The organism is Marinobacter bryozoorum, assembly GCF_023156245.1.
Lineage (GTDB): Bacteria > Pseudomonadota > Gammaproteobacteria > Pseudomonadales > Oleiphilaceae > Marinobacter > Marinobacter bryozoorum.
Genome location: NZ_JAKZAH010000006.1, coordinates 92,597 through 117,338, shown reverse-complemented (window position 1 = coordinate 117,338; position 24,742 = coordinate 92,597). Strand labels below are relative to the sequence as shown.

Genomic DNA, 24,742 nt, shown 5'->3' with positions numbered 1-24,742 from the left:
GCGGGATAGCCCGCCATCCGGCTGTCTCTTACTGATTCTTGTAGTCGAAGACTTCCTTGGGTGTCACCATCTCGCCGGTGTTATTACCCCAGGCATTACGCTCATAGGTAATGACCGCCGCGAGATCGGCCTCACTGAGCTGACTGCCGAAGGCCTGCATGGCCGTTCCGCTGACCCCGTTGACCACGATATCCATATGCGCATCGACGTCTTCAGTAACCACTGGCGTGCCCCTCAGGGACGGGAACGGCCCGCCACCGGAACCGTCATCACCGTGACAGCTCGCGCATGCGGTGGCATAGACACCTTCGCCACGCTCAACCAGCTCTTCCAGCGTCCATTCCTTCTCCGTCAGCTGGCGCTCCTTTTCTGCCGCTTCACGGAGATTCGCCGCCCACTGGGTGTATTCTTCCTCCGGCACAGCCTCAACCACTACCGGCATGAAGCCGTGATCCTTGCCACACAGCTCGGTACACTGCCCCCGGTAGGTGCCAGGCTCGTCAACCTTGAACCAGACTTCGTTGATAAAGCCCGGGATGGCGTCTTTCTTGATGGCAAATTCGGGCACCCACCAGGAGTGAATAACGTCATTGGCGGTTAACAGCAACCGGACCCGCTTGCCGACGGGCACAACCATGGGGTTGTCCACATCCAGCAGGTAGTTCTCGTTCTTGTCCATGCGGTTGTAGATCTCATCCCTGGAGGTGGCCATATTCGAGAAGAAACCAAACTCGGGGTCGCCCTCAGTACCCGGATTCTCGAGATACTCATAGCGCCAGCGCCACTGGTAACCGGTAACCTTGATGTCCACCTCGGCTTCTGAGGTGTCATACATATCGACCAGGGTGGCAGTTGCGGGAATGGCCATGATGACCAGGATGGCAAAGGGTATAATCGTCCAGAGGATTTCCACGACCGTGTTCTCGTGGAAATGGGCCGGTTCATGCCCCTTGGACTTACGGTGAGCAAAGATCGACCAGAACATGATCCCGAAAACCACAATGCCGATGGCGACACAGATCCACAGGATGGTCATGTGAAGGTCAAAGACCTGGTTACTCGATTCAGTAGCCCCCGGGGACATATTCATTGTCCAGTCGGCCAACGCCGGCGCAGACAATAATGTTCCCGCAATAAGGGCACCTGCCCGTTTAACGTGCACGTGCATACCGCGTCTCCACAGAATGTTGTTCTTGTTCATGACAGACACACTAAGAGCCGTCTCTCCTGCGACTGCTACCTGCCATGTCTGGCGGATCTGCGTGACACTTCCAGACTACATGGAAGTACGCCCCCCGGGCGTCAGAAAATCCAGTTACGCTCGCACACGCAACCGGTGATGCCGGGAAGTCTGTTCACGGATAACCAGATCCCAGTATAGACAGAGAGTTAGCAGACACTCAAAAACTTGGGCACATTTTGAGAAAATTTATAGTTATAAGCTTAGTCTATTTTGACATACATCATTGCAGACAGGCTATGGAGCCAGTATGACGAAATTCATCCGGTACCAGCTTACCCGCTCGGATCGTCATCTCTGGCGCCTGGCCTGGCCATTGATGCTCACCAACCTGACCGTTCCACTGCTGGGGCTGGTCGATACCGCCGTGCTGGGTCACCTGGAAAGCCCGGTTTACCTTGGGGCCGTGGCCGTTGGCGCCAACCTGTTCAGCATTCTTTACTGGACCTTCGGCTTCATGCGTATGGGCACCACCGGCCTGGCCGCCCAGGCCTACGGACGCCGGGACGCTACCGCCCAGACAGCGCTGTTGCTGCGCTCGCTACTGCTGGCCCTTGGCATCGCCCTGATCCTGATTGCCTTGCAGTCGCCATTGATCAGCACCGGCCTACACCTGATGAACCCCGGCCCTGAAGTAGCCGAACTGGCAGCGGAGTACGCTGCCATTCGCATCTGGAGTGCGCCGGCAGTCCTCGCCCAGTACACCCTGGTGGGCTGGCTCATCGGCTGTCAGCTGCCCCGGGGGCCAATGATCATGCTGATTGCCGCCAACGGCATGAACATCATGCTGGACGTGGCGTTCGTCACCCTGCTTGGCTGGAACAGCCAGGGCGTCGCCCTGGCGACGGTCATGGCCGAGTATTCCGCCGCTGGTATCGGGCTGTGGCTGGTCTGGCAACGACTGCCGGACCACCGGGCGTCGTTGCGCACACTGCTTGGTCATATGGCCGATTACCTGGCCCTGATTCGCGTTAATCGCTTCCTGATGGTTCGTACCATCGCCCTGTTGCTGGTACTGGCCTTTTTCACCGCCCAGGGGGCCCGCCAGGGGGAGGTAGTGCTTGCCGCCAACGCGGTGCTGCTGACCTTCCTGCTGGTCATTTCCAACGGCCTGGACGGGTTTGCCAATGCGGCAGAGGCCATGGTCGGCCAGGCCGTGGGCGGGGGTTCCCACCGGCGTTTCCTGGTCGCCTGCCGCACCGCTGCACGCTGGTCACTGATCGGCTCGCTGATACTCACTGTCCTGTTCGTTGCCGGGGGACACTGGCTTATCGGACTGCTGACCAGCATCGAGGAAGTCCGCGCCACCGCCCGCCAGTTCCTGCCCTGGCTATGGCTGCTGCCGTTCACGGCCGTCTGGGGTTACCTGTTCGATGGCATTTTCATCGGCGCCACCCGGACCCGGGACATGCAAAACACCATGCTGTTTTCCGCAATCGCGGTGTTCCTACCCGCGTGGTGGCTGACCACAGGCTGGGGTAATCACGGGCTATGGTTTGCCCTGATCACGCTGATGTTGGCCAGGGCCACCAGTATGGCCACTGTCTTCATGGTGCGAACAAGGAACCGGTCATGGTTCCGACATGAGTGATTATTAATCCCGACAGCACACCCACAAATCTCAACTACACTGCAAATCAAGGGGCGTCCAGCGCCGGACACCCTGCGATACCCAGCAAACCCGGCATTGTCTGACATGACTCCAGAGGCAGTATTGAACATCATTGATCAGGCCCGTCGGCAGGAAGCCCGTTCCGGTGAGTTTCTCCGCCAGATGCGCGAGAAGGCAGCCCATTTGCCCGGCAGCGTGATCGTTGAAGGCTACCAGCCCGCTACGTGCCTGTTCCAGTTCGCCATCGAGTACATCGAAATGGCTCCCCGCCTGATCGACTGTATTGACGATTGCGCCTGTAAGTCAGGCCGGCGCCGGCTGTTTGATCCGTTTATCCAGACCGCGATCCGCTACTTCACACAACCCTCGCTGATACTGACCCGCTACGATGGCCTGGACGGCTTGCTGGTCAAGGCTTACCTGTGTCACCGCCTGATGGAGGAGATGTACGAAAACAACCTGTCGACCCGTCGCAGCAAGCTGGTGGACCTGCAAGCCACCCAGGCCAACCTGCTCGCCCACCAACTGATCGGTGAGCCCTTTGCCAACGAGCTCGATGAGTCCATTACCCTCACTGTACTCAACCTGGCGGGTTCGCCGGACTACTACGAACTGAACCTGGATCCCTTTGTGACGGAGCTGCGCAAGGCCGCCCATGACTGGATGCAGGAATACTGGGAAAACCTGCTGACCCGCAATCACATCCGCTTTACCCTTATACCCTGAATACCCGGCAACGCTGATTCCTGCTTACAACCCGAAGACCCGGGATCACTCCAGCCCATGCCCCCAGCTCCCACCATGTAATCTTTGCCCCTGCCCACCTGCCGACCTTGGCGCCCGTCCCGGTCGACGGTAAGCTTGCGGGCATTCCGCACGCACCGGGAACCCCAACGTCCCGCTGCCGCCGGGCTTACACACAACGTCAACGGAGTACCATCACCATGGATAATGCCGATCTCGGAAAGCTGATCCTTCGCCTGACCCTGGGGGGACTGCTGCTGTTTCACGGTATCAGCAAGCTGCTCAACGGCACCGGCTTTATCGAGGGACTGCTGGCGAGCCATGGCATTCCCGCGTTCTTCGCCTATGGTGTATTTATCGGTGAACTGCTGGCTCCGCTGATGGTGATCCTGGGCTATCACACCCGCATCGGCGCCCTGCTGATCGCATTCAACATGCTGGTAGCCATTGCCCTGGTGCACACCCAGGAGTTGCTGAAACTTGGCGGCAACGGCGGCTGGGCCCTGGAGCTGCAGGGCTTCTTCCTGTTTACCGCACTGGCGCTGATCTTCCTTGGACCGGGCCGCTACAAGCTCAAGAACTGAGGTACCCATTATGAGCCGAACTGTTGAACCCGGGCGCTATCGCCACTACAAGGGCAAGGACTACCAGGTGATCGGCACCGCTCGCCACAGTGAAACCGAAGAGTGGCTGGTGGTCTACCACACCCTGTACGGAGACCAAAGCCTTTGGGTGCGACCACTGGACATGTTCCGGGAATCCGTGGAGGTCGCTGGTGAGCAGGTGCCCCGGTTTACCCGTATAAGTGACTGATCCTTCGTGCCCGGCCACCAGGAGGTCGGGCATTTTTGACTCTGCCATCAGTTTCCTGCAAATTAGCGCCCCTTCCGAACCTGTCCGATTTTTCATCAAACGCGCATACAGCCCCATAAGGGCTTTCGCCTGTCACGGAGTCTTACCATGAACGCCGTTGTCGCTGCGGTCGTCGTCATGCTCGTACTGAGCCTGCTACGCATCCACGTTGTTGTTGCCCTGATCCTTGGTGCCCTGACCGGGGGCCTGGTTGGCGGCATGTCACTGGAAGCCACCATCGAGGCCTTTAATAGCGGTCTTGGCGGAGGCGCCACCGTCGCCCTGTCCTACGCCACCCTGGGTGCTTTCGCCGTTGCCATCGGCAAATCCGGCCTGGCCCACGCCCTGGCCGACCGGGCGCTGGCAATGGTCGGCCGCCAGGATAGCGATGCTGCCGGAGCCGCCGGCAAGGGCGTCCGCTTCCTGATCATTGGCCTGCTGCTTGCGGTAGCCATGTCATCCCAGAACATCCTGCCGATTCACATCGCGTTCGTTCCATTGATCGTACCGCCGCTGTTGTACGTGATGGCCAAGCTCAACCTGGACCGGCGCCTGGTGGCCTGTGTACTGACCTTCGGCCTGATTACGCCCTACATGTTCCTGCCGGTGGGCTTCGGCGGCATCTACCTGAACGAGATCCTGCTGGCCAATGTCAGTGACAACGGAATCGTCACCGAGGACTTGCACGTCATGTCCGCCATGGCACTGCCCGCCCTGGGTATGCTCGTGGGCCTGTTGGTTGCGGTATTTTTCAGCTACCGGGGCGATCGGACGTATGACCTGTCAAAGATTCAACGGACTGAGCGTGTCGACACCCACTACAACAGCTGGACCCTGTTCATGGCCCTGGTCGCCATTGCCGCAGCCTTCGTGGTGCAACTGTGGCTGGGTTCGATGATCCTCGGTGCCCTGACCGGCTTCGTGCTGTTCAACCTGTCAGGCGTGGTGCGCTGGAAGGAGTCGGACGACCTGTTTACCGAAGGCATGAAAATGCTGGCCATGATCGGTTTCATCATGATCGCCGCCAACGGTTTTGCCGAAGTAATGCGTGAAACCGGCCAGATCGCCACCCTGGTCCAGGGCTCGGTGGAAGCCATTGGCGATAACAAGGCGCTGGCCGCTTTCCTGATGCTGGTGGTAGGTCTGCTGATCACCATGGGTATCGGGTCGTCGTTCTCGACCATTCCCATTATCGCCGCTCTCTATGTACCGCTGGCCCTGGAGCTGGGTTTCAGCCCGCTCGCCATCGTTGCCCTGGTGGGTACTGCTGGTGCACTCGGTGATGCGGGTTCACCGGCGTCCGACTCAACCCTCGGTCCAACCGCCGGCCTGAACGTCGACGGACAGCACAACCACATCTGGGATACGGTGGTGCCCACGTTCCTGCACTATAACCTGCCCTTGCTGGTGTTTGGGTGGTTGGCGGCTATGGTGCTCTGACCTGTTTTATTGGCCTGTTGTTTTGGGGGAGGTGAGGGTTTGGTGGGGTGGTTTCAAAACGAAAACCCTGTTTTCTGACTGTTTTGAAATCACCCCACCAAACCCTCACGATAAACCCCAGGCTGGCCGCAAGCGAAAAGAACTACCCCGGGCGATATTCAAAAAGCGAAAACGAAAGGGTCCGTGTGGGCGGTTCCGAAACAGTCAGAAAACAGGGTTTTCGTTTCGGAACCGCCCACACGGACCCTTGAAGCCCCCAGAATCAGCAGGCTACAACCAAACGACCAAGCAACAGTCACTCGTCAGAGCGGGCCTTGAAGAAAACCACCTGCTTGACCGTATGGTCCTCCTCATTGGTCCGCTTGTTCACCCGCGTCTCCAGTTCAGGATTACCAGAAGGACCGTCCCCCCCCTGACTGTCGGAAAACCCGCAGGACACACACTCCCTGTGCTGCACCCCGTCGTCATCGGTAAACATGGTCAGCCGGTCCATGGCCGCGCACCGGGGGCACACGGCCCCGGCAATAAAACGTTTCGGTGTACGGGCCATAGTCTGACTCCTCAGGCTGCGTGATCGTGGTCGGTGATGCCGGACTGGCGGAGCAGGGCGTCCACATCCGGATCACGCCCACGGAAGGCCTTGAACAACTCTGCCGGCTCCCGGGAACCACCCATCTCCAGGATATTCTCCCGGAAGGAATGGCCGGTTTCCGGATCGAAGATACCGTTCTCCTCAAACAGTGAGAACGCATCCGCTGCCAGCACTTCCGCCCACTTGTAGCTGTAGTAACCGGCCGCATAACCCCCCGCGAAGATATGGGAAAACGCATTCGGGAACCGGTTGAACGCCGGTGACTCCACCACCGCGATTTCCTTGCGAACTTCCCGGTGCATCTCCAGCGGATTGGTGGGTGCCTCCTCCGTGAATTCCGCGTGCAGACGGAAGTCGAACAGGGAGAACTCCAGCTGCCGCACCATCTGCATGCCGGCCTGGAAATTCTTCGCGGCCAGCATCTTGTCTAGCAGATCCTGGGGCAAGGGCTCGCCAGTCTCGTGATGGGCGGCAATCAGCTCCAGGGATTCCGGGTTCCAGCACCAGTTTTCCAGGAACTGGCTGGGCAACTCCACCGCGTCCCAGGCGACGCCATTGATACCGGAGACATCCGCCACATCCACCTGGGTGAGCATGTGGTGCAGGCCATGGCCGAACTCGTGGAACAGGGTAGTGACCTCATCATGGGTCAGCAGGGACGGCTTGCCTTCCACCGGCGGGGTGAAGTTGCAGGTGAGGAAGGCCACCGGCAGCTGCAGCTGGCCACGCTGGTTTTCCCACCTTACCCGGCAGTCGGCCATCCAGGCGCCACCACGCTTGCCCTGACGGGCGTAGGGGTCCAGGTAGAACCACGCAATGGCTTCACCATTACGGGAGATGCGGTAGGCGGTGGCGTCCTTGTGCCAGGTTTCCACCTGCGGCTGCTGCTCGATCTGGACACCGAACAGCTTCTCCGTGACCTGGAACATGCCGGAAATCACCCGCTCGGCCGGGAACCAGGGACGCAGGGTTTCCGGGGAAATGTCGTAACGCTTCTGACGCAGCTTCTCGCTGTAATAGCCGATATCCCAGGCTTGCAGATCCTCAACGCCATACTCATCTTTTGCGAAGGCCTTGAGTTCTGCGACTTCCTTTTCAGCCACCGGCTTGGACTTCGCGGCCAGTTGGTGCAGGAACTCCAGCACCTCATCCACGCTGGACGCCATCTTGGTGGCCAGGGAGCGTTCTGCGTAGTTGTTGAAGCCCAGCAGTTTCGACTGGGCATGACGGCGCTTGAGGATCTCCGCCATGATCGGAGTGTTATCCCACTTGCCGGCATCCGGCCCCATATCCGACGCCCGGGTAACAAAGGCTTCGTAGACTTCCCGGCGTAATTCCCGGTTGTCGCAATAAGTCATCACCGGGAAGAAGCTGGGGAAATCCAGGGTAATCACGAAACCGTCCAGGTCTTTCTGCTTTGCGGCCTGACGGGCGCCATCAAGGGCCGATTCGGGAACGCCGGACAGCTCCTTCTCATCGGTGATGTGTTTGAACCAGTTCTGGGTGGCGTCCAGTACGTTATCACTGAAACGGCTGGACAGGTCGGCCAGTTCCCGGGACAGGTTGGCAAAGGTTTTCTTTTTGTCCTCCGGCAGGTCAACACCACCCAGGTGGAAGTCCCGCAGGGTGTTGTTCACCATCTTCTGCTGGGCTTCACTGAGATCCTTGAAGTCTGGCCGGTCGGCGACTTTCTTGAACGCTGCGCACAGCTGCTCGTTCTGACTGACCTCAGTGCCGTACTCCGTGAGCTTTTCGAGGCACCGCTTGTGGACCGCGCGGAGCTCCTCGTTGTTCATCACGCCGTTGAGGTGGGAGATCACCGACCAGGCATTATTGAGCCGGTCATCCAGGGACTGCATGGGCTGTACCAGGGTATCCCAGGTAGGATCGTCCTGGCCGGCCAGGTCCTGGATCTGGACGCGGTTGTCGCTGAGGATCTGGTCAATCGCGGGCTCCATGTGTTCGACGCGGATGTGGTCGAAGCTGGGGAGCAGTTCTTCGGTGAGCAGTGGATTGTTCATGTGGCCTCTTCTTTGCTGACGAATTTGGACATTGACGTTCAGGTAGCCTGTAAATTCGGGGGCGGGCCAGGTATGGGGGAGTATTTTCTTCGCCGCAATTCACGGTCCATCCCTGGACCGACCTTGCTCCGCGACATCCTGTCGCTGCTGCGAAAATACTCCCCCATACCTGTCCTTCCGGCATTTCTGATACCGCCAGAGCTAAGCTTGCGATACCGGCACCCGTGATATTGTCAGGTTTATCTGTGAAGATAATCCCCGACAAACCTTCTGGCTAATAGGTGTATGTAATGGCGAACATACGTTCTCACAAGGGTTACACCCCAAAATTCGGTGCCCGGGCATGGGTGGATGAGTCCGCAGCCGTCATCGGCGACGTGGAAATGGGTGACGACTGCTCCGTCTGGCCCATGACCGTGGTACGCGGCGACATGCACCGGATCCGCATCGGTGACCGCTGCAGCATTCAGGACGGTACCGTCATCCACATCACCCACGCCTCCGATTACAACCCCGGCGGCTGGCCCACCACACTGGGTGACGACGTCACCGTTGGCCACAAGGCGCTGATCCACGGCGCGACCATCGGCAGTCGTGTGCTCGTGGGGATGGGTGCCATCATCATGGACGGCGCGGTGGTGGAAGACGACGTTATCATCGCCGCCGGCTGCCTCGTCCCGCCCGGCAAGACCCTGGAATCCGGTCACCTGTATGTCGGCTCCCCCTGCAAAAAGGCCCGGGCACTGACCGACAAGGAAAAAACCTTCTTCAAGTACACGGCTGCCAATTACGTGAAGCTGAAGGACGACTACCTGGCGGAGCAGTGAAAAATAATCCTTAACATCGAGTAGCGACCACAGGCGTTATCACTGATGTTCAACGGCTATGGGTCCCGAAGAGGCCATCCGGAACAGTCAGGAAAACGGAGTTTTTCGTTCCGGATGGCCTCTTCGGGACCCATGCCACCCCAAACTCGCAGGCTACCAACCCCAACCTGATCCAGATCAAAAAACAACCAGAACACCGCTTGAAAATCCCCAATCCGCACCTAGATTCAATCCCAGCAGAAGTTCACGGATAACCATCCGGCTGGCGCCACCGTGATGGAGCTGTTCCGCGAATGAAGCTGAATAGATAAACCGTATTCAGGTTCAAAGGAGGAGTTTCATTATGAGCAATCTTACCCGCTGGAATCCGGTCAGTGAGTTTGAAGACCTGATCAACCGCTACAACCGCTACTTCGGCCTGCCCGCCACCAACGGCGAGCGGGAAGGCAAGGACCTGTTCCGTCGCAACGACTGGGCACCGGCCGTGGATATCAAGGAAACCAATGAGGCCTTCGTGATTGATGCCGAGCTACCTGGCATGAACAAGGAAGATGTGAAAGTCACCGTCCACGAGGGTGTGCTGACCATCCAGGGCGAACGCAAGCAGGAGAGCGAAAGCGGTGACGACAAACACCACCGTGTGGAGCGGGTTTACGGCAGCTTCATGCGCCGCTTTACCCTGCCCGACAACGTGGATGCCGACAGCATCAAGGCAAAGTTCAAGGACGGTATACTGTCACTGACGCTGAACAAGGCCGAGCCGGTAGAGCCGAAAGCCATTGAGGTCGACGTCGACTGACCTCAGCCCAGGCTCTGCAGAGCCTTACAGGGATGCGGCGAGGGTGGAAGCTCAGGCTTCCACCTCAGCCGCTTTTTTAGCACCGGCCTTTCGCAATGCCTCTGCATAGGCCGTCATCCGACGGTGGCGGGATACGTGGTCCAACATGGTCTCACCATGCTCATCCCGGGCATTGATATCCCTGCCCGCTGCCACGAAAAAGCCCAGGAAGCGCTCGAAATCCTCGGCCCGCATGGCTTCATACGCCTTGATCAGAACATGGTGATCGGGATTGATTCGGGCATCGACAGGGCTCAGGAACAGAAAGCTCTTTACCCGCTCGTCGCTCCATTCTTCTCCGATAACCTTTGGCTTTTCCGGTCCGCTCATGGTCTCTCTCGTTATAAGGGTGGTAAAAAATCAGGACCAAACAGTATAACGACAGGATGCGGAGTCTACCTAGACGAATTGTGTCTTAGGTTCTAGCGGGCGGGAATATCAGGGCAGGATTTCCACCGGCAGGTCGCGGGTGGGTACCGAATCGCCACACTCCGGCTCGCGAATGGAGATTTCCACCCGACGGTTCAGGGCACGGTTCTCAGCAGAGTTGTTCGGTACCAGTGGCTGGGTTTCCGCCCGCCCTGCCGCAATCACCCGCTCAGCGGGAATTTTGCGGTTCAGCACCAGCTCATGCACTACGGAGACAGCGCGGGCAGCCGAGAGATCCCAGTTCGAGCGAAAGCGGCTGCTGGTAATGGGTACATCATCCGTGTAGCCGGCCACGATAACATCCCCCATGCACTGGGACACCACCTCCACGACACGATCAATAATCGGCAGCATACCGGTTTTGATCTCAGCCTCCCCCGAATTGAAGGTGGCCTGCTCGGAGAAGCGGATCACCACCTGTTGCTGGTCATAGTTGATGCTGAGTGACTCATCGGCCACCTCCGCCTCCAGCTCACCGATCAATCGCTGTGACAGCTCGACAATACCATCCGGAATGGTAGTGAGCTCAGGCGACGCACCCCGATCATCGATGAATTCTGCCTCCTCTTTTGGACTGTCCGGCGGATCAGGCAGCGAGACCGTGTCTGACTCGATCAGGGTCAGGGGCGAGCCACCCACATCTTCTGCCACCACGTTAGCCGTGCCAAAGGCCACGGCCATGGACTGCGCCATAGCCCGGTACTTCTCTGCATCCATCTCCGCGAACGACAACAGCAGGATGAAGAAGGTGAGCATCAGGGTGGCCAGGTCCGCAAAGGTTACCATCCACGCAGGTGCACCGCCGGATGCCTTTTTGGAGCGAGGCGCTATAGGGCGTAACGCCACCGGTCAGGCCTCCTCACTCTCTTGCGTGGAAGGCTGCTGGCCGGGGTGCACGAAGGACGAGAGAATCTCGGTGATGACCCGGGGATTCTGGCCCCGCAGGATGTTCTGGATACTGGTCACAATCAACAGCTGGTTGCGGCGCTCGTCTTCTGCCTTCAACTGAAGCTTGTCCGCCAGTGGGATCGCAATCAGCTGTGCGATAAAGGCGCCGTAAAGTGTGGTCAACAGTGCAATGGCCATGGCAGGACCGATGGAAGCGGGGTCATCGAGGGTATTCAGCATCTGCACCAGCCCCACCAGGGTACCCAGCATACCAATGGCCGGAGCGGAATCGCCGATGCCCCGGAACACCCGCTCTGCCACTTCGTATCGCTCACCCGTCTGCTGGATGTCCTGGGCCAGGGTCTCTTCCACCATTTCCGGCGGGTGACCGTCCACACACAGGTTGATGGCTTTCTGCAGGAACGGGTTTTCCGTTTCGTGGCTTTCAAGGCCCAGAATGCCATCCTTGCGAACGACCCGGGCCAGTTCGCCGACTTCCCGGATCAGGTCATTGGGTCGGTCAAGCCGGTCCGTAAATACGGTATGCATGGCCAGCCTTACCGAAGCGGTCACCGTAGACAGCCGGAAGCGCACCAGGGTTACTGCAAAGGTTCCGCCCAGAACGATAGCAATGCCGGGCAGGTTCAAAAAGGTCAGGATCGAAGCATTGGCCAGCATGGCAATGATGACGATGGCAATGCCCGCCACCAGACCGACCAGGGTAAGGATATCCATGTAGCGCCTTATATTGACGGATGCCAGAAACTGTTCACAACATAGTCCATGCTCTCCGCCCCGCGCCGCTCACTCAAAAGGCAAACGGTAACGGTGCGTAACCGTCTGTCAGTGGTTACGCAATTCCTCGATAACAGGGACGGTTTGCGGTTCTACGCCCCGCCATATCCGAAAGGATTCAGCCGCCTGCTGCACCAGCATACCCAGTCCGTCCAGCACCTTGCCGGCGCCCTGCGCCCGGGCCCATTCGTTGAACGGTGTGTCGCCGGCAGCATACATCATGTCGTAGACCACGGTAGCCGGTGTGATCACGGTCGCTGGCAGCGGTGGCAAATCGCCCTGAAGGCTGGCACTGGTGCCATTGATAATGACATCGAAAGCACCGTTTACCGCCCCGAAGCCGCAAGCCCTGAGCTCAGCGGGCCCTGCCTCGTCGCGGAACAGGGACGCCAGCCCCTGGGCCTTGGCCACTGTGCGATTGGCTATGACCAGTTCACCCGGCTGCTCAGCCAGCAGGGGCCCGAGCACCCCCCGCACAGCACCGCCAGCCCCCAGCACCAGCACACGGCGCCCGGCCAGCGTGATACCAGCGTTTACCTTCAGGTCCGTCACCAGGCCGGCGCCATCCGTGTTATCCGCCACCAGGCGGCCCTGACTGTCCTGGTAAAGGGTATTGGCGGCACCAGCTTTCTCTGCGCGCTCACTGCGCCGGTCCGCCAGCTGCCAGGCCTGCTCTTTGAAAGGAACCGTAACGTTCAGGCCCTTGCCACCCTTTGCGAAGAACTCCCGCACCGTTTCCGCGAACCCGTCCAGGGGAGCCTGAATGGCCGTGTACTCCACCGGTTCACCGGTCTGCGCGGCGAACAGGCTGTGAATCCTGGGGGATTTGCTGTGGCTGATGGGGTTGCCCACCACTGCGTAGAGTTCATTCATTTTCTTCCTCCAGCCAGTTGCGCCCGGTCAGGAAGTGCTCGGTCAGGCGAGCCTCCTCGGTACCCGGTTCCGGGCGGCGGTCATAGTCCCAGCGTACCAGCGGCGGCAGGGACATAAGGATGGACTCCGTGCGCCCACCGGACTGCAGCCCGAACAGGGTGCCACGGTCGTACACCAGGTTGAACTCCACATACCGGCCCCGACGGTAAAGCTGGAACTCCCGCTCCCGTTCGCCCCAGGGGATATCCCTGCGCCGCTGGACAATGGGTTCGTAGGCGGCGATGAAACTGGAGCCGACGGATTGCATCAGGCCGAAATCGTCATCGAAGTTGCCGGTGTTGTGGTCGTCGAAGAACAGTCCACCGATACCCCGGGGCTCCTGCCGGTGCTTCAGGTAGAAGTATTCGTCGCACCACTGCTTGTACCGGTTGTAGACATCGGCACCAAAGGGCCGGCAGGCATTGCGGGCGGTCTCATGCCAGTGGATACAGTCTTCCTCGAAGCCGTAATAGGGCGTCAGGTCAAAGCCACCACCGAACCACCAGACCGGCTCGCCATCTTTGGGTGTCGCTACGAAGAAACGAACGTTGGCGTGGGACGTGGGTACATAGGGGTTCTGGGGATGCATCACCAGGGACACGCCCATGGCCTGCCAGGGTGCCCCCGCCAGGTGGGGGCGGTGGGCCGTGGCGGACGGCGGCATCTGGTTACCCATAACCCGGGAGAAATTCACGCCGCCTTTCTCAAACACGTCACCGTCCGTGATAACGCGACTGATACCGCCACCGCCTTCCGGTCGGTCCCAGGAGTCGGTGACAAAACGGGCCTTGCCATCGAGGGCTTCCAGCCGCTCGCAGATACTCTCCTGGAGTCCCAGCAGGTATTGGTGAACGGCATTGGTATCGGGCATCGCAGCGTCGGTCATCGGGCCTCCTATCGCAGTGTCTGGCCAGTGGTGATATCGATGATGGTACTGGGCTGGCGGGCGCCGCCCAACGCGCCGGACACCATCAGGTCAATGCCCGCCGGGAAATAACGGCTGACCTGCCAGGGTGAACGGGCCGGTTCCCGGCCTGCAGGGTTGCAGGACGTGGACACCAGCGGCATACCTGCCAGGTTGCACAGCCGTTGTACCAGGGGGTGTGCGCTGACCCGCACCGCAATCGAGTCGTGGTCTCCACGGACCCAATGGGGTACCTGTTCTTTCACATCCGGTACCACACAGGTCACCGGTCCAGGCCAGTGCTGCTCGGCCCTTCGCCGTAACTCTTCAGGCAACGGGTCCAGCAGGAAGCGCACCTGCTCCACGGAACCGGCTACCAGGATCAGCCCCTTGTGCATGGGCCGCTGTTTCAGGGCCAGTATGGTATCAACCGCAAACTCGCTCCAGGGATTGCAGCCCAGGCCCCATACGGCTTCGGTGGGATAGGCAATGACGCCATTGTTATCGACGGTACTGACCAGCCGCTGGCGGCCCCATTCCGTCGCAAGGTTGATGGTCGCAGTCATGACACTCCGCTGAAGGTAGCCACTGCCACCAGGTTTGCCTGGAGCCATCAGGACGGAGTCTGCAACACCCGCAGGTAGCCTCCGGGCGCCGACTCCACCAGCCCTTCCATCTCCAGCAACAGCAGCGACTGCATCAGCTGGTCGGCAGGCAATCCCGTGGCAGTGCAAAGTTGATCGGTTGAGCGGGGATCATACCCTAAAGCCTGTAATACCGCGATTTCCCGCTCTGCCAGGTGTTCCGGCATGGGGGCAGTTGCAGGCTCAGCGGCAAACAGATCCGGGGCCACTGCTGGTTTACGGGCAGGGCGGGGCCGTGGTTTAACGGGCTCGTTCCACCAGGCCGAGAGTTCTTCCTCGATATCGTCCACCGTCTCCACCAACCGGGCACCCTGGCGGATCAGAGAATGGCAGCCCCGGGCCAGCGGGTTATGAATGGAACCGGGCACAGCGAAGACTTCCCGCCCCTGCTCCAGGGCCAGGCGGGCGGTAATCAGCGAGCCGGACCTGAGCCCGGCCTCCACCACCAGGATGCCGCGACTCAGGCCGCTGATGATCCGGTTGCGGCGGGGAAAGTGACCGGACTTGGGTCCCGTTCCGGGCGGATACTCTGACACCAGTACACCCTGCTCAGCGATCTGGCGGGTCAGTTCTGCATGGCTCCGGGGATAGATGACGTCAACCCCGGTGCCCACCACGGCCAGGGTGTCGCCACCCACGGAGAGTGCGCCGGCATGGGCGGCTCCATCAACGCCCTGTGCCAGTCCGCTGGTAACGCCATAACCCTTTCGTGCCAGCGCCGCGGCAAATTGCCAGGCACGGTCGAGGCCGGCCCGGGTAGCATTGCGAGACCCGACAATGGCCAGTTGTGGGCGCGACAACAGTTCCGCCCGGCCACGGACATAGAGCACCGCCGGGGCATCCGGGATGTGGCGCAGGGGCTCGGGGTACTCCGCTTCGCCCCAGCCGACCAACTGAATGGCTTTGTGCTGACAGGTATCGAAGGCCTGAGCTACCTCAGCCAACGGCTGAAACGCCAGGTCCTGCCGCTGCCAGGCCGCCATCAGGGCGCGGGCCTCGGGCCCGGCGCCAAAGGACTTTTGGGTGGCCGTCGAGGCCTCAAGGAATTCCCGGGGGTCGGAGAACGAGTCGCAGACGGCCAGCCAGCGTTTGCCACTGAAGCGGGGCAGCATCGCCAGTAACAGCCAGGGAGCGGAAGAAGAGGTAAGGAACCTGGTATCGGGTGCCGTTGTCATCGTCACAGCGAACCTCCGTGTAGTAACAGAGGCTGCCATCCTGGCAGCCCGGTCATCAAATCAGGCCGGGGCCTGCCAGTATCAGGGATTGGTGACCTTGTCACCGATGGACAGGGAGCGGGTGGCTTTCAGCACCAGGCCATAGCTGAGTTTTTCATAGGTCTGGAAGACCATCAGCAGGCCAGCACGCTCGTCCGGCAGCTGTACGATCTCGTCAGTGACCGGGTCCCTCGCCCGGTTACCAGCCTTGAGCACAGCCAATACGTTGCCAACCCTGAGTCCATCACGGGCGCCACGGTTCAGCACCACCACATTGTACTGACCAATCTGTGTTACGCCGGTCTCCACGGCAATCATCTTGCCTTCAACGTCACCGTCCGGTGCACTGGGGGTGAAGCTGGTGTTGATACGACGGTCTTCCCGGGCCAGCAGGCGGTCCTCGATGCGGACCTCCTCGCGGGTCTTGGTCAGCTGTACGGTGAGGATATCCCCTTGCTCGTCGGTAACATTGCCATCACCGATGGAGCGGGCTTCCAGCCCCAGAAATTCACCGGTGTCCGGGTCCACGTGGGCCCGACTCTTGCGGAAGATCCCGACACTGCGGGCAGGAGCCTCGCCACGGGCGTATACCCGGTCACCGGCGCCGGTGACAATGCGGCTCTCCTCCCCCTCCAGCACATAGGGGGCGCTTTCCAGCTCCTCCTGCGACACGATGCGGGTCTTGGTCAGGAAGCTTTCAATAGCATCCAGCGGGATGGCAGGAATCGGGGTGTCGATCCGCTCGGAACGCACCTTCGGCGACAGCTTTATCACGCCGTTGCTGGCCTTGGTCAGACGTGGCTTGCCGTCGATGTACACCAGCGCCAGCTCATCCCCGGGGTAGATCAGGTGGGGGTTATTGACCTGCGGGTTTACGTGCCAGATTTCCGGCCAATACCAGGGGTTGCTAAGGAAGCGGGAAGAGATATCCCATAAGGTATCACCCTGCTTGACGGTGTAACGCTCGGGGTGATCAGACCGGAACTCCGGGCCCTGCGCCTGTGCCCAGGAGGCGGACAGCAGCATTACGGCTGCCAGAGCGTACAGCAGTTTCCTCATTGTAGAATCCTTCATCGCGCGTGCCTTGAAAGCGTGCTCCCCCTTACAGAGAGATCATCGGGAAAGCGGCGGGGCTCTCCGACACCTCTAATATAGAGGAAAGTAAAGAAATTGTGATCTTATATTCTTCTCTTGTAGTAGTTTCTGGCTATCGTCTGATCAGTTTGTATTCAATCGATCTTCGGGGGATAATAGTCACCATAAAACGCTGGCGCCCCTTGAACACGGGGGTTTCGCTCCGATTATGATAGCCAGTAGACAGCAAAAGTCGCGGTACGCGATCGCATTTTGTGACACCAGCCAGGGATCTCCCGGAGATCATGGCAACTCAGGCAAGCACGGGCAATTATGATTCTGAACATTCTTGAATATCCGGACCCCAGGTTGCGGACCATCGCCAAGCCGGTGGAAGAAGTCACCGACCGGCACCGCAAGCTGATCGACGACATGTTCGAAACCATGTACGACGCTCCGGGTATCGGCCTGGCGGCCACCCAGGTCAACGTCCATGAGCAGATCATCGTCATGGACCTGTCCGAGGACAAGAGCGAGCCCCGGGTATTTATCAACCCGGAAGTGGAAGTGCTCGACGGCGACTACCAGCCAATGCAGGAAGGCTGCCTCTCGGTACCCGGCTTCTATGAGGATGTTGAGCGCATCGAGCATGTTCGCATCAAGGCGCGGGATTACGATGGCAAGCCCTACGAGCTGGAAGCCACCGGCCTGTTGGCGGTTTGCATCCAGCACGAGATGGACCACCTCAACGGCAAGCTTTTCGTGGATTACCTGAGCGCCCTCAAACGCAACCGGATTCGCAAGAAGCTGGAGAAGCTCCACAAGAAAAGCGCCTGACCACACCGGGTCAGAGCCTGAAGAACCGGGTGTAAGCACCCGGTTTTTTCGTTGCTGCCGTCGCCAACGCAGCCAGAAACAGGAAATTGCTGTGCGAATTGTCTTTGCCGGAACCCCGGACTTTGCCGCTGTCGCCCTCCGGGCGCTGCTGAAAACCGACCACGAGGTTGTCGCGGTCTACACCCAACCGGATCGCCCCGCTGGCCGTGGTCGCAAACAACAGTTTGGCCCGGTCAAACAGACCGCCGTTACGGCCGGCATCCCGGTTTACCAGCCCACATCACTGAAGTCACCGGAAGAGCAACAGCAACTGCAAGAGCTGGCGCCCGATGTCATGGTGGTGGCAGCCTACGGCCTGATCCTGCCACAGGCGGTACTGGATATTCCCACGAAGGGCTGCCTGAATATCCATGCATCCATACTGCCCCGCTGGCGTGGTGCCGCCCCCATCCACCGGGCCATCGAAGCCGGTGACGCCGAAACCGGTATTACCATCATGCAAATGGATGCCGGGCTGGATACCGGCGACATGCTGCTGAAACATCGCACCCCGATCCATGACGACGATACCGGCGGCAGCCTCCATGACAGGCTCGCCGACATGGGTGGGGCTGCCATCGTCGAAGCCCTGGCCGCACTGGACTCCCGGGGCCTGAACCCGGAACCCCAGAACGACAACGACGCCACCTACGCCCACAAGCTGAGCAAGGACGAAGCCCACATTGAATGGCAGTCAGACGCCGCGAGCATCGCCCGCAAGGTTCGCGCGTTCAATCCCTGGCCGGGGACTGATGGCGAGCTGGAAGGCCAGCGCATCCGCATCCACGAGGCCCGTCACATTGACGAACAAAGTGACGCCGTCCCCGGAACCGTGCTGGCACGGGAGCGCAGTGGCGTCGATATCGCCTGCGGGTCGGGCATATTGCGTGTCTCCCGGATTCAGCTGCCCGGCACCCGAGCCATGTCGGTATCCGACCTCATCAACGGCGGCAAACCGGTGCTGGAACCCGGCCAGGTGCTGCAGTGATGGCCCGGGAACTACCCCTCAGGGCGGTCGCCGCCCAGGTCATCCAGGCGGTGGAGCAGGGGGAGTCCATGAGCCAGTGCCTGCCCCGTACCGCGGCCGACCTGGACCCGGACCTCCGCCCCCAGCTGCAGGCCCTGTGCTACGGCACCTGCCGCTGGTTCCACCGTCTCGATGCCGAGCTCAACGGCCGCCTGCGCAAACCCCTTCGCAAACAGGACCGGGTGGTTCACCACCTGATGCTGGTGGCCCTGTTCCAGCTGAGGTTCAGCGATAACGCCACCTACGCGATCCTCAACGAGACTGTGGAGGCCTGCAAGGCGCTGGGCAAGACACCCCTGGCGGGACTGGTTAATGGCGTACTGCGTGCGGCGGAGCGCGAAGGCGCACCGGAGCCGTCTACCGACGAAGCCCGCTACAGCCACCCTGGCTGGATGATCGCCAAGTTGCGGCACAACTGGCCAGACCACTGGGCTGCCATCCTCGATGCCAACAACGTCCAGGCGCCCATGACCCTGCGGGTGAATACCCTGCATGGCACCCGGGATGAGTACCTGGAGCGGCTTCGCGAAGCCGGCATTCCCGGCAAGGCCACCCGTTTCGCGCCCCATGGCATCCAGCTGGACCGCCCGGTACCGGTGGATTTGTTACCGGGCTTTGCCGAGGGCGATGCCAGCGTCCAGGACGAAGCGGCCCAGCTGTGTACCCAGTGGCTGCAACCCGAACCAGGCCAGCGCATCCTGGACGCCTGTGCAGCTCCCGGCGGCAAGACCTGCGCCATCCTGGAGGCGGCAGCCAACCAGGCGGAGGTGATCGCCATCGACGAGTCCGCGGAGCGCCTGCCCCGTATCCAGGAAAACCTGGATCGCCTGCAGCTGTCTGCCACACTGAAAGAGGCTGACGCAGGTGATACTGACCGCTGGTGGGACGGCGCCCTGTTTGACAGCATTCTGCTCGACGTCCCCTGCAGCGCCACCGGCGTCATCCGCCGGCACCCGGATATCAAACTGCTGCGCCGGGAGACGGATATCACGCCGCTGGCGGGGATCCAGTCCGGACTGCTTGCGAACCTCTGGGCCACCCTGAAACCCGGTGGCCGGCTGGTTTACGCGACATGTTCCGTGTTTCCCCAGGAGAACAGTCGTATAATCCGGCGGTTCCTGGACCAGCAGGCCGATGCCTCCCTGCTGCCAGCCGACGCACCATGGGGGCTGGACACCGGGTATGGCCGGCAGCTACTGCCGGACCCGCGAAGCCACGACGGATTTTTCTACGCCTGCCTGGTCAAGGGCAGGCCGGAGGAGCGCCAGTGAAGATCATTATCCTCGGTGCAGGGCAGGTGGGCGGCAGCCTGGCCGAGAACCTGGCCAACGAGGCCAACGATATCACGGTGATCGACAGTGACGGCCTGCGCCTGCGGGAGCTGCAGGACCGCCTGGACATCCGCACCGTACAGGGCCTGGCCTCCTACCCCACGGTTCTGAGACAGGCCGGCGCCGAAGACGCGGACATGCTGATTGCCGTCACCAATTCCGACGAAACCAACATGGTCGCCTGCCAGGTGGCCTTTTCCCTGTTTCGCACACCCTCCAAGATCAGCCGGGTGCGGGCCAACGCCTACCTGGCCCGCAAGGAACTGTTCGGCGAGAACGGCTTCCCGGTAGACGTGCTGATCAGCCCGGAGCACCTGGTAACCCAGCACATCACCAGGCTGATCGAATACCCCGGCGCCCTGCAGGTGCTGGAGTTCTCCAATGGCCTGGTGCGGCTGGTGGCCATCCGCGCCACCGAGGGCGGTCCACTGGTGGGCCATGAGCTGTCCTACCTGCGCACCCACATGCCCCGCATCGACACCCGGGTCGCCGCCATCTTCCGCAAGGACCGGCCCATCATCCCCCAGGGGGATACGGTGATCGAGGATGGCGACGAAGTCTTCTTCATCGCCGGCACCGACCATATCCGCTCGGTCATGAGCGAACTCCAGCCCCTGGAGAAGCCCTACAAGCGCATCTTTATCTGCGGTGGCGGCAACATCGGCCAGCGCCTGGCCCACACCCTGGAGAACCGCTACCAGGTCAAGCTGCTGGAGCGTGACCGGGACCGATGCGTGATGCTGTCGGAAAACCTGCGCAAGACCATCGTGCTGGAAGGCAACGCCGCCAACAAGGACATCCTGCTGGAAGAGAACATCGAGAGCACCGATGTATTCTGCGCGGTCACCAACGATGACGAAGCCAACATCATGGCGTCATTGCTGGCCAAGCGCCTGGGGGCCCGCAAGGTCCTCACCCTGATCAATAACCCGGACTACGTGGACCTGATCCAGGGTGGCGAGATCGACGTGGCCATTTCCCCCCAGCAGACCACCATCGGCAGCCTGCTCACCCACGTACGCAAGGGCGATGTGGTCAACGTGCACGCGCTGCGCCGCGGTGCCGCCGAAGCCATCGAAGCCATCGCCCATGGCGACCACCGCTCATCCCGGGTAGTCGGCAAGCGGCTGGACGAGATCAAGCTGCCCCAGGGCACCACCATCGGTGCCATCGTGCGCCATAACGAAGTACTTATCGCCCACGATCACCTGCGGGTGCAACCGGATGACCACGTTATCCTGTTCCTGGTGGACAAGACCCGTATCCGCGAGGTGGAAAAACTGTTCCAGGTGGGGCTGACGTTCTTCTGATGACCATGCCGATGCGAGACAGGGGACTCTAGAATGCGCCTGCCGGTGATCGCCAAGGTTCTTGGCCTGCTGATGATGCTGTTCAGCCTCACCATGCTGCCGCCCCTGGGTATCTCCCTGCTGTATGACGACGGCCAGTGGCAACGTTTCAGCAACGGTCTGCTGATGGTCATGATCGGCGGTCTGGTGGTGTGGCTGCCGTTCCGCAAGGTGGCCGGGGACCTGCGGGTGCGGGATGGCTTCCTGATTACCACCCTGTTCTGGGTGGTGCTGAGTGTGGCCGGCTCCATCCCCTTCTACCTGAGCAACAATGCCCCCTACACCTACGTGGACGCCCTGTTTGAAGCGGTGTCCGGCCTCACCACAACCGGCGCCACGGTGATCACCGGCATCGATTCCCTGCCGGAATCCATGCTCTGGTATCGGCAGCAGTTACAGTGGCTCGGTGGCATGGGGATCATCGTACTGGCGGTGGCCATCCTGCCCATGCTGGGCATCGGTGGTATGCAGCTATATCGGGCCGAGGTGCCAGGGCCGGTGAAAGACAACAAGCTGACCCCTCGCATCGGGGAGACCGCCAAGGCCCTGTGGTACATCTACGTGGCCCTGACCGTGCTGTGTGCGCTGGCTTACTGGGCCGCCGGCATGAGCTGGTTCGATGCCATCGGCCACAGTTTTTCCACCATCGCTATCGGCGGTTTTTCCACCCACGATGCCAGCATCGGCTACTTCGACAGCGCCCTGATTGAAATGATCGCCGTGGTCTTCATGATCATCGCCGGCGCCAACTTCGCCCTGCACTTCATGGCCTTCCGCCAGCGCAGCCTGAAATCCTACTGGCAGGACTCGGAGTTCCGGTTCTATTTCAGCATGCTGGCCGGGGTCAGCCTGATTACCGTACTGGTGCTGATCTACACCGCCACGCTGGATCCCTCAACGGCGATCACCAAGGGCATCTTCGAGGTGGTTTCCATTGCCACCACCACCGGTTTTGGTGCGGCGGATTTCAGCCAGTGGCCGCTGATGCTGCCCTTCATGCTGTTCGTACTGGCGTTCATGGGCGGCTGCGCGGGCTCTACCGGCGGCGGCATGAAGGTGATGCGGGTCCTGCTGATCTACCGGCAGGGCTCCCGGGAAGTGAAACGCCTGTTACACCCCAATGCGGTTATCCCGGTGAAACTGGGTAACCGGCCGGTATCGGACCGGGTACTGCAGGCCGTGTGGGGCTTCTTCTCGGTCTACATGTTCATGTTCGTCGCCATGCTGATCATCCTGCTGGCCACCGGCCTGGACCAGGTCACCGCCTGGACCGCGGTCGCCGCCGCCATGAACAACCTGGGCCCGGGCCTGGGCGAGGTCGCCTACCACTACGGCAACATCAACGACGTCGCCAAGTGGGTGCTGTGCTTCGCCATGCTGCTGGGCCGGCTGGAGGTTTTCACCCTGCTGGTGTTGCTGACGCCTGCCTTCTGGCGGCGGTAGCTCCTAAAGCCCCCTACCTACTAAGGGGCAGCTACCAACCTCGTGAGTTAGCCTCTGCCAGGGCCAGAACTCCTTGTCTGAGAAGCCAAAACAGTCTGAGGAGAGGCGTGCTCACTACTCAAACCTACTACCCTTCCGGACGTAGCGCATAAAGGATCATGCTCTCATTTCGAGTAGTTCCCCGGGACAAATGGCCACTAACACCTGTGAAGCTTTCCCACCTTCCAGTCGTGACATTGAAGTCACCCAACGCAAGATAAGTATGGGAAATGCTGACCGGGACTTCTTTCAGTTCCCCTTCACGCTTAACCCGAAAATATCCGTCCACTTCGTCACTGATGACGTAAAGCATCGTGGCGACTTGTTCTCCATCATCGGTTGCCGTTACCGATTCCAGGAACGACCGACTAATCCGGCGGGTGTCTTCCGGGAAGAAGCCCGGTCCCACTTCAACACCAAAAACCCTGGGCTGCCAGTAATCACCAGTTTCTAACGACCGGCCAGCAAGCGAAAACAGTAAATTCAATGCGTTACGTTGCTTCTGGGCATGATAGAAGGACCTCAGCTCACCATTATTCGAGAAGTCACCAACCAACTCTGCGTTCCCGGCATTATTCTCTATCATCTGCCGCAGGAATTTTTCCTGGTCATCTTGCGGGGGCCCGTCGTAATCGGGCACAACCCCGGTAACGGTTGCTCTTACCAGACCCTCGTGGGATTCAACCCGTCCTTCGTATGTCGCTGGAGGCAATCTCAATGACCGTAGCTCTTGCTTGACCAGATTCCGGAGCTCCTGGTTGTCCAGAACCTCAAACCCACTCACCATCAATCCGGGCTTAACGTCTATTTCCTGATAGACCACTTGGTACTTAGCCGGAGAATCCTGAACCCGCCACTCAAACGTGACGGGTTCACCTTGCGACATGGTCTGACAACCTGTCATAAGCAGACCCACCAAACCGATTAGTAATGTGATTTTCATGACGACGACACGTTATAGACAAATGCATCCACGCTGGCACCGATCAACTGGGTTTCAAGACTCAAGCCCGAAAAGAAACCAACGGCTTTAACGCTTTTCATGAATCGTTCCATAGTATGAACTCCAACACCTACCGCATTGAACTTCCCCCTGACGTAGGAAACAATCACATTCTCCATGATCTGGAAAAATTCCTCACGGCTGCAACTCATTCTCGCCATACACGCTTCTACGGGGGCATCAAACCACATGGCGGCTGAAACGTTTGCGCTGATCTGCTTTCCTGCCGTCAGAGTTTTTACAAGCACACCGCCGTTGAAATCAGCCTCCGTATACACTCCGCGATTGGGCCGAGAAAGTCCCTGGTAGATACTGCCGATCTTGCTCGCAGGGAAATCTTCATGGCTATAAGATCCGTTTACGAATGGTACAGAAATCGAGGCGCCCAGCCCGAACCCTGCGCCTGGGCCTTTTAGCGTCACCAGCTTTTTGTTTTCGGTATGTTTTATAGGCAGAACGATATGTGCGCCGCCTATTTCGACCCTCGCAATCGGTGTCCCCGCCATAACCTGAGCTCCGCTTGCGCCCGCAATTTACCAGCCAGTGCTTTGCAATTCCATATCACTACTCCTTGTAAATTAATATCCATATAAAGTGCGAGCAGCCCCCAAGCAATGGTGACGGTATATGGCCTCCGGAAGACATACC

25 protein-coding genes are annotated in these 24,742 nt (G+C 60.0%); 12 read left to right on the top strand and 13 right to left on the bottom strand.

All coding sequences use genetic code 11. The annotated features are described in order from the left end of the window. Positions 1 to 28: 28 nt before the first annotated feature. A complete protein-coding gene (gene coxB / locus MLC59_RS05545) occupies positions 29 to 1,168 on the bottom strand; it encodes a cytochrome c oxidase subunit II (protein WP_248231745.1) in 1,140 nt (379 codons plus the stop codon). A gap of 322 nt (positions 1,169 to 1,490) precedes the next feature. On the opposite strand from coxB, the gene MLC59_RS05540 reads away from it, so the two are divergent. The 5 genes from MLC59_RS05540 to MLC59_RS05520 all read left to right on the top strand — a co-directional run bounded on the left by MLC59_RS05540 (position 1,491) and on the right by MLC59_RS05520 (position 5,888). Next, positions 1,491 to 2,831 (top strand): MATE family efflux transporter, encoded by a 1,341-nt coding sequence (locus MLC59_RS05540; RefSeq protein WP_248231742.1) that lies wholly within the window; start codon positions 1,491 to 1,493, stop codon positions 2,829 to 2,831. Positions 2,832 to 2,936: 105 nt separating this feature from the next. Next, entirely contained in the window at positions 2,937 to 3,578 is a 642-nt protein-coding gene (locus tag MLC59_RS05535; protein ID WP_248231741.1) for a hypothetical protein, read from the top strand. A 218-nt stretch (positions 3,579 to 3,796) separates the two neighbouring features. After that, entirely contained in the window at positions 3,797 to 4,180 is a 384-nt protein-coding gene (locus tag MLC59_RS05530; protein WP_248231740.1) for a DoxX family protein, read from the top strand. Between the two features lie 10 nt (positions 4,181 to 4,190). Next, a complete protein-coding gene (locus MLC59_RS05525) occupies positions 4,191 to 4,409 on the top strand; it encodes a DUF1653 domain-containing protein (protein ID WP_248231739.1) in 219 nt (72 codons plus the stop codon). A gap of 147 nt (positions 4,410 to 4,556) precedes the next feature. Beyond that, positions 4,557 to 5,888, top strand: coding sequence for a Na+/H+ antiporter family protein (locus MLC59_RS05520; protein WP_248231738.1), 1,332 nt, complete (start codon positions 4,557 to 4,559; stop codon positions 5,886 to 5,888). Between the two features lie 295 nt (positions 5,889 to 6,183). Here the strand turns inward: MLC59_RS05520 and MLC59_RS05515 are convergent, their stop codons facing one another. Together MLC59_RS05515 and prlC are read right to left on the bottom strand one after the other, a co-directional pair. Further along, the gene (locus tag MLC59_RS05515; RefSeq protein WP_248231737.1) at positions 6,184 to 6,438 is read right to left on the bottom strand and encodes a YheV family putative zinc ribbon protein; all 255 of its coding nucleotides are present in this window, start codon (positions 6,436 to 6,438) and stop codon (positions 6,184 to 6,186) included. 11 nt (positions 6,439 to 6,449) lie between these two features. Then, the gene (prlC, locus tag MLC59_RS05510) at positions 6,450 to 8,501 is read right to left on the bottom strand and encodes an oligopeptidase A (RefSeq protein ID WP_248231735.1); all 2,052 of its coding nucleotides are present in this window, start codon (positions 8,499 to 8,501) and stop codon (positions 6,450 to 6,452) included. 290 nt (positions 8,502 to 8,791) lie between these two features. Between prlC and MLC59_RS05505 the strand changes: the two genes are divergently transcribed. Continuing rightward, complete coding sequence (locus tag MLC59_RS05505; RefSeq protein ID WP_248231734.1) at positions 8,792 to 9,328, top strand: gamma carbonic anhydrase family protein; 537 nt, start codon at positions 8,792 to 8,794, stop codon at positions 9,326 to 9,328. A 343-nt stretch (positions 9,329 to 9,671) separates the two neighbouring features. Next, positions 9,672 to 10,127 carry an Hsp20/alpha crystallin family protein gene (locus MLC59_RS05500; protein ID WP_248231731.1) on the top strand — a complete coding sequence of 152 codons (456 nt, stop codon included), beginning with the start codon at positions 9,672 to 9,674 and terminating at the stop codon, positions 10,125 to 10,127. Between the two features lie 51 nt (positions 10,128 to 10,178). Here the strand turns inward: MLC59_RS05500 and MLC59_RS05495 are convergent, their stop codons facing one another. The 8 genes from MLC59_RS05495 to MLC59_RS05460 form a co-directional block, all read right to left on the bottom strand. Next, positions 10,179 to 10,496, bottom strand: coding sequence for a PA4642 family protein (locus MLC59_RS05495; RefSeq protein ID WP_248231730.1), 318 nt, complete (start codon positions 10,494 to 10,496; stop codon positions 10,179 to 10,181). A gap of 108 nt (positions 10,497 to 10,604) precedes the next feature. After that, positions 10,605 to 11,441, bottom strand: a complete 837-nt coding sequence (locus MLC59_RS05490) for a flagellar motor protein MotB (protein ID WP_345799753.1) — start codon at positions 11,439 to 11,441, stop codon at positions 10,605 to 10,607. Between the two features lie 3 nt (positions 11,442 to 11,444). Continuing rightward, positions 11,445 to 12,218 (bottom strand): MotA/TolQ/ExbB proton channel family protein, encoded by a 774-nt coding sequence (locus tag MLC59_RS05485; protein ID WP_248231728.1) that lies wholly within the window; start codon positions 12,216 to 12,218, stop codon positions 11,445 to 11,447. A gap of 108 nt (positions 12,219 to 12,326) precedes the next feature. Further along, positions 12,327 to 13,151, bottom strand: a complete 825-nt coding sequence (gene aroE / locus MLC59_RS05480) for a shikimate dehydrogenase (RefSeq protein ID WP_248231727.1) — start codon at positions 13,149 to 13,151, stop codon at positions 12,327 to 12,329. Then, the gene (gene hemF / locus MLC59_RS05475) at positions 13,144 to 14,076 is read right to left on the bottom strand and encodes an oxygen-dependent coproporphyrinogen oxidase (RefSeq protein WP_248231725.1); all 933 of its coding nucleotides are present in this window, start codon (positions 14,074 to 14,076) and stop codon (positions 13,144 to 13,146) included. Before hemF ends, aroE begins: the two co-directional genes overlap by 8 nt. Positions 14,077 to 14,084: 8 nt before the next feature. Then, positions 14,085 to 14,660 (bottom strand): L-threonylcarbamoyladenylate synthase type 1 TsaC, encoded by a 576-nt coding sequence (gene tsaC, locus MLC59_RS05470; RefSeq protein WP_248231723.1) that lies wholly within the window; start codon positions 14,658 to 14,660, stop codon positions 14,085 to 14,087. A gap of 47 nt (positions 14,661 to 14,707) precedes the next feature. Beyond that, on the bottom strand, positions 14,708 to 15,913 hold the full coding sequence (dprA, locus tag MLC59_RS05465) for a DNA-processing protein DprA (protein ID WP_248231721.1): 1,206 nt from the start codon (positions 15,911 to 15,913) through the stop codon (positions 14,708 to 14,710). A gap of 81 nt (positions 15,914 to 15,994) precedes the next feature. Next, positions 15,995 to 17,011 carry a LysM peptidoglycan-binding domain-containing protein gene (locus MLC59_RS05460; RefSeq protein ID WP_248231716.1) on the bottom strand — a complete coding sequence of 339 codons (1,017 nt, stop codon included), beginning with the start codon at positions 17,009 to 17,011 and terminating at the stop codon, positions 15,995 to 15,997. Positions 17,012 to 17,356: 345 nt separating this feature from the next. On the opposite strand from MLC59_RS05460, the gene def reads away from it, so the two are divergent. The 5 genes from def to MLC59_RS05435 all read left to right on the top strand — a co-directional run bounded on the left by def (position 17,357) and on the right by MLC59_RS05435 (position 23,052). Beyond that, the gene (gene def, locus MLC59_RS05455) at positions 17,357 to 17,863 is read left to right on the top strand and encodes a peptide deformylase (RefSeq protein ID WP_248231896.1); all 507 of its coding nucleotides are present in this window, start codon (positions 17,357 to 17,359) and stop codon (positions 17,861 to 17,863) included. Positions 17,864 to 17,954: 91 nt separating this feature from the next. After that, positions 17,955 to 18,890, top strand: coding sequence for a methionyl-tRNA formyltransferase (gene fmt, locus MLC59_RS05450; RefSeq protein WP_248231713.1), 936 nt, complete (start codon positions 17,955 to 17,957; stop codon positions 18,888 to 18,890). Continuing rightward, positions 18,890 to 20,200, top strand: coding sequence for a 16S rRNA (cytosine(967)-C(5))-methyltransferase RsmB (rsmB, locus tag MLC59_RS05445; RefSeq protein ID WP_248231704.1), 1,311 nt, complete (start codon positions 18,890 to 18,892; stop codon positions 20,198 to 20,200). Before fmt ends, rsmB begins: the two co-directional genes overlap by 1 nt. After that, positions 20,197 to 21,570 (top strand): Trk system potassium transporter TrkA, encoded by a 1,374-nt coding sequence (trkA, locus tag MLC59_RS05440; protein ID WP_248231700.1) that lies wholly within the window; start codon positions 20,197 to 20,199, stop codon positions 21,568 to 21,570. The genes rsmB and trkA overlap by 4 nt, the downstream gene beginning before the upstream one ends. A 33-nt stretch (positions 21,571 to 21,603) precedes the next feature. Then, complete coding sequence (locus MLC59_RS05435; RefSeq protein WP_248231697.1) at positions 21,604 to 23,052, top strand: TrkH family potassium uptake protein; 1,449 nt, start codon at positions 21,604 to 21,606, stop codon at positions 23,050 to 23,052. A 127-nt stretch (positions 23,053 to 23,179) separates the two neighbouring features. Here the strand turns inward: MLC59_RS05435 and MLC59_RS05430 are convergent, their stop codons facing one another. Next, on the bottom strand, positions 23,180 to 24,034 hold the full coding sequence (locus MLC59_RS05430) for a hypothetical protein (protein WP_248231692.1): 855 nt from the start codon (positions 24,032 to 24,034) through the stop codon (positions 23,180 to 23,182). Then, complete coding sequence (locus MLC59_RS05425; RefSeq protein ID WP_248231689.1) at positions 24,031 to 24,600, bottom strand: hypothetical protein; 570 nt, start codon at positions 24,598 to 24,600, stop codon at positions 24,031 to 24,033. Before MLC59_RS05425 ends, MLC59_RS05430 begins: the two co-directional genes overlap by 4 nt. Positions 24,601 to 24,742 lie beyond the last annotated feature (142 nt).

What these genes read in the sequence shown, in the direction of transcription:
- MLC59_RS05505 (WP_248231734.1), top strand. Translation starts at nt 8,792, where the DNA reads ATGGCGAACATACGTTCTCACAAGGGTTACACCCCAAAATTCGGTGCC.
- MLC59_RS05540 (WP_248231742.1), top strand. Translation starts at nt 1,491, where the DNA reads ATGACGAAATTCATCCGGTACCAGCTTACCCGCTCGGATCGTCATCTC.
- MLC59_RS05425 (WP_248231689.1), bottom strand. Translation starts at nt 24,600, where the DNA reads ATGGCGGGGACACCGATTGCGAGGGTCGAAATAGGCGGCGCACATATC.
- MLC59_RS05515 (WP_248231737.1), bottom strand. Translation starts at nt 6,438, where the DNA reads ATGGCCCGTACACCGAAACGTTTTATTGCCGGGGCCGTGTGCCCCCGG.
- MLC59_RS05535 (WP_248231741.1), top strand. Translation starts at nt 2,937, where the DNA reads ATGACTCCAGAGGCAGTATTGAACATCATTGATCAGGCCCGTCGGCAG.
- coxB (WP_248231745.1), bottom strand. Translation starts at nt 1,168, where the DNA reads ATGCACGTGCACGTTAAACGGGCAGGTGCCCTTATTGCGGGAACATTA.
- MLC59_RS05430 (WP_248231692.1), bottom strand. Translation starts at nt 24,034, where the DNA reads ATGAAAATCACATTACTAATCGGTTTGGTGGGTCTGCTTATGACAGGT.
- rsmB (WP_248231704.1), top strand. Translation starts at nt 18,890, where the DNA reads ATGGCCCGGGAACTACCCCTCAGGGCGGTCGCCGCCCAGGTCATCCAG.
- MLC59_RS05495 (WP_248231730.1), bottom strand. Translation starts at nt 10,496, where the DNA reads ATGAGCGGACCGGAAAAGCCAAAGGTTATCGGAGAAGAATGGAGCGAC.
- MLC59_RS05520 (WP_248231738.1), top strand. Translation starts at nt 4,557, where the DNA reads ATGAACGCCGTTGTCGCTGCGGTCGTCGTCATGCTCGTACTGAGCCTG.
- MLC59_RS05485 (WP_248231728.1), bottom strand. Translation starts at nt 12,218, where the DNA reads ATGGATATCCTTACCCTGGTCGGTCTGGTGGCGGGCATTGCCATCGTC.
- hemF (WP_248231725.1), bottom strand. Translation starts at nt 14,076, where the DNA reads ATGACCGACGCTGCGATGCCCGATACCAATGCCGTTCACCAATACCTG.
- MLC59_RS05500 (WP_248231731.1), top strand. Translation starts at nt 9,672, where the DNA reads ATGAGCAATCTTACCCGCTGGAATCCGGTCAGTGAGTTTGAAGACCTG.
- dprA (WP_248231721.1), bottom strand. Translation starts at nt 15,913, where the DNA reads ATGACAACGGCACCCGATACCAGGTTCCTTACCTCTTCTTCCGCTCCC.
- tsaC (WP_248231723.1), bottom strand. Translation starts at nt 14,660, where the DNA reads ATGACTGCGACCATCAACCTTGCGACGGAATGGGGCCGCCAGCGGCTG.
- MLC59_RS05525 (WP_248231739.1), top strand. Translation starts at nt 4,191, where the DNA reads ATGAGCCGAACTGTTGAACCCGGGCGCTATCGCCACTACAAGGGCAAG.
- MLC59_RS05460 (WP_248231716.1), bottom strand. Translation starts at nt 17,011, where the DNA reads ATGAGGAAACTGCTGTACGCTCTGGCAGCCGTAATGCTGCTGTCCGCC.
- prlC (WP_248231735.1), bottom strand. Translation starts at nt 8,501, where the DNA reads ATGAACAATCCACTGCTCACCGAAGAACTGCTCCCCAGCTTCGACCAC.
- MLC59_RS05435 (WP_248231697.1), top strand. Translation starts at nt 21,604, where the DNA reads ATGCGCCTGCCGGTGATCGCCAAGGTTCTTGGCCTGCTGATGATGCTG.
- MLC59_RS05530 (WP_248231740.1), top strand. Translation starts at nt 3,797, where the DNA reads ATGGATAATGCCGATCTCGGAAAGCTGATCCTTCGCCTGACCCTGGGG.
- aroE (WP_248231727.1), bottom strand. Translation starts at nt 13,151, where the DNA reads ATGAATGAACTCTACGCAGTGGTGGGCAACCCCATCAGCCACAGCAAA.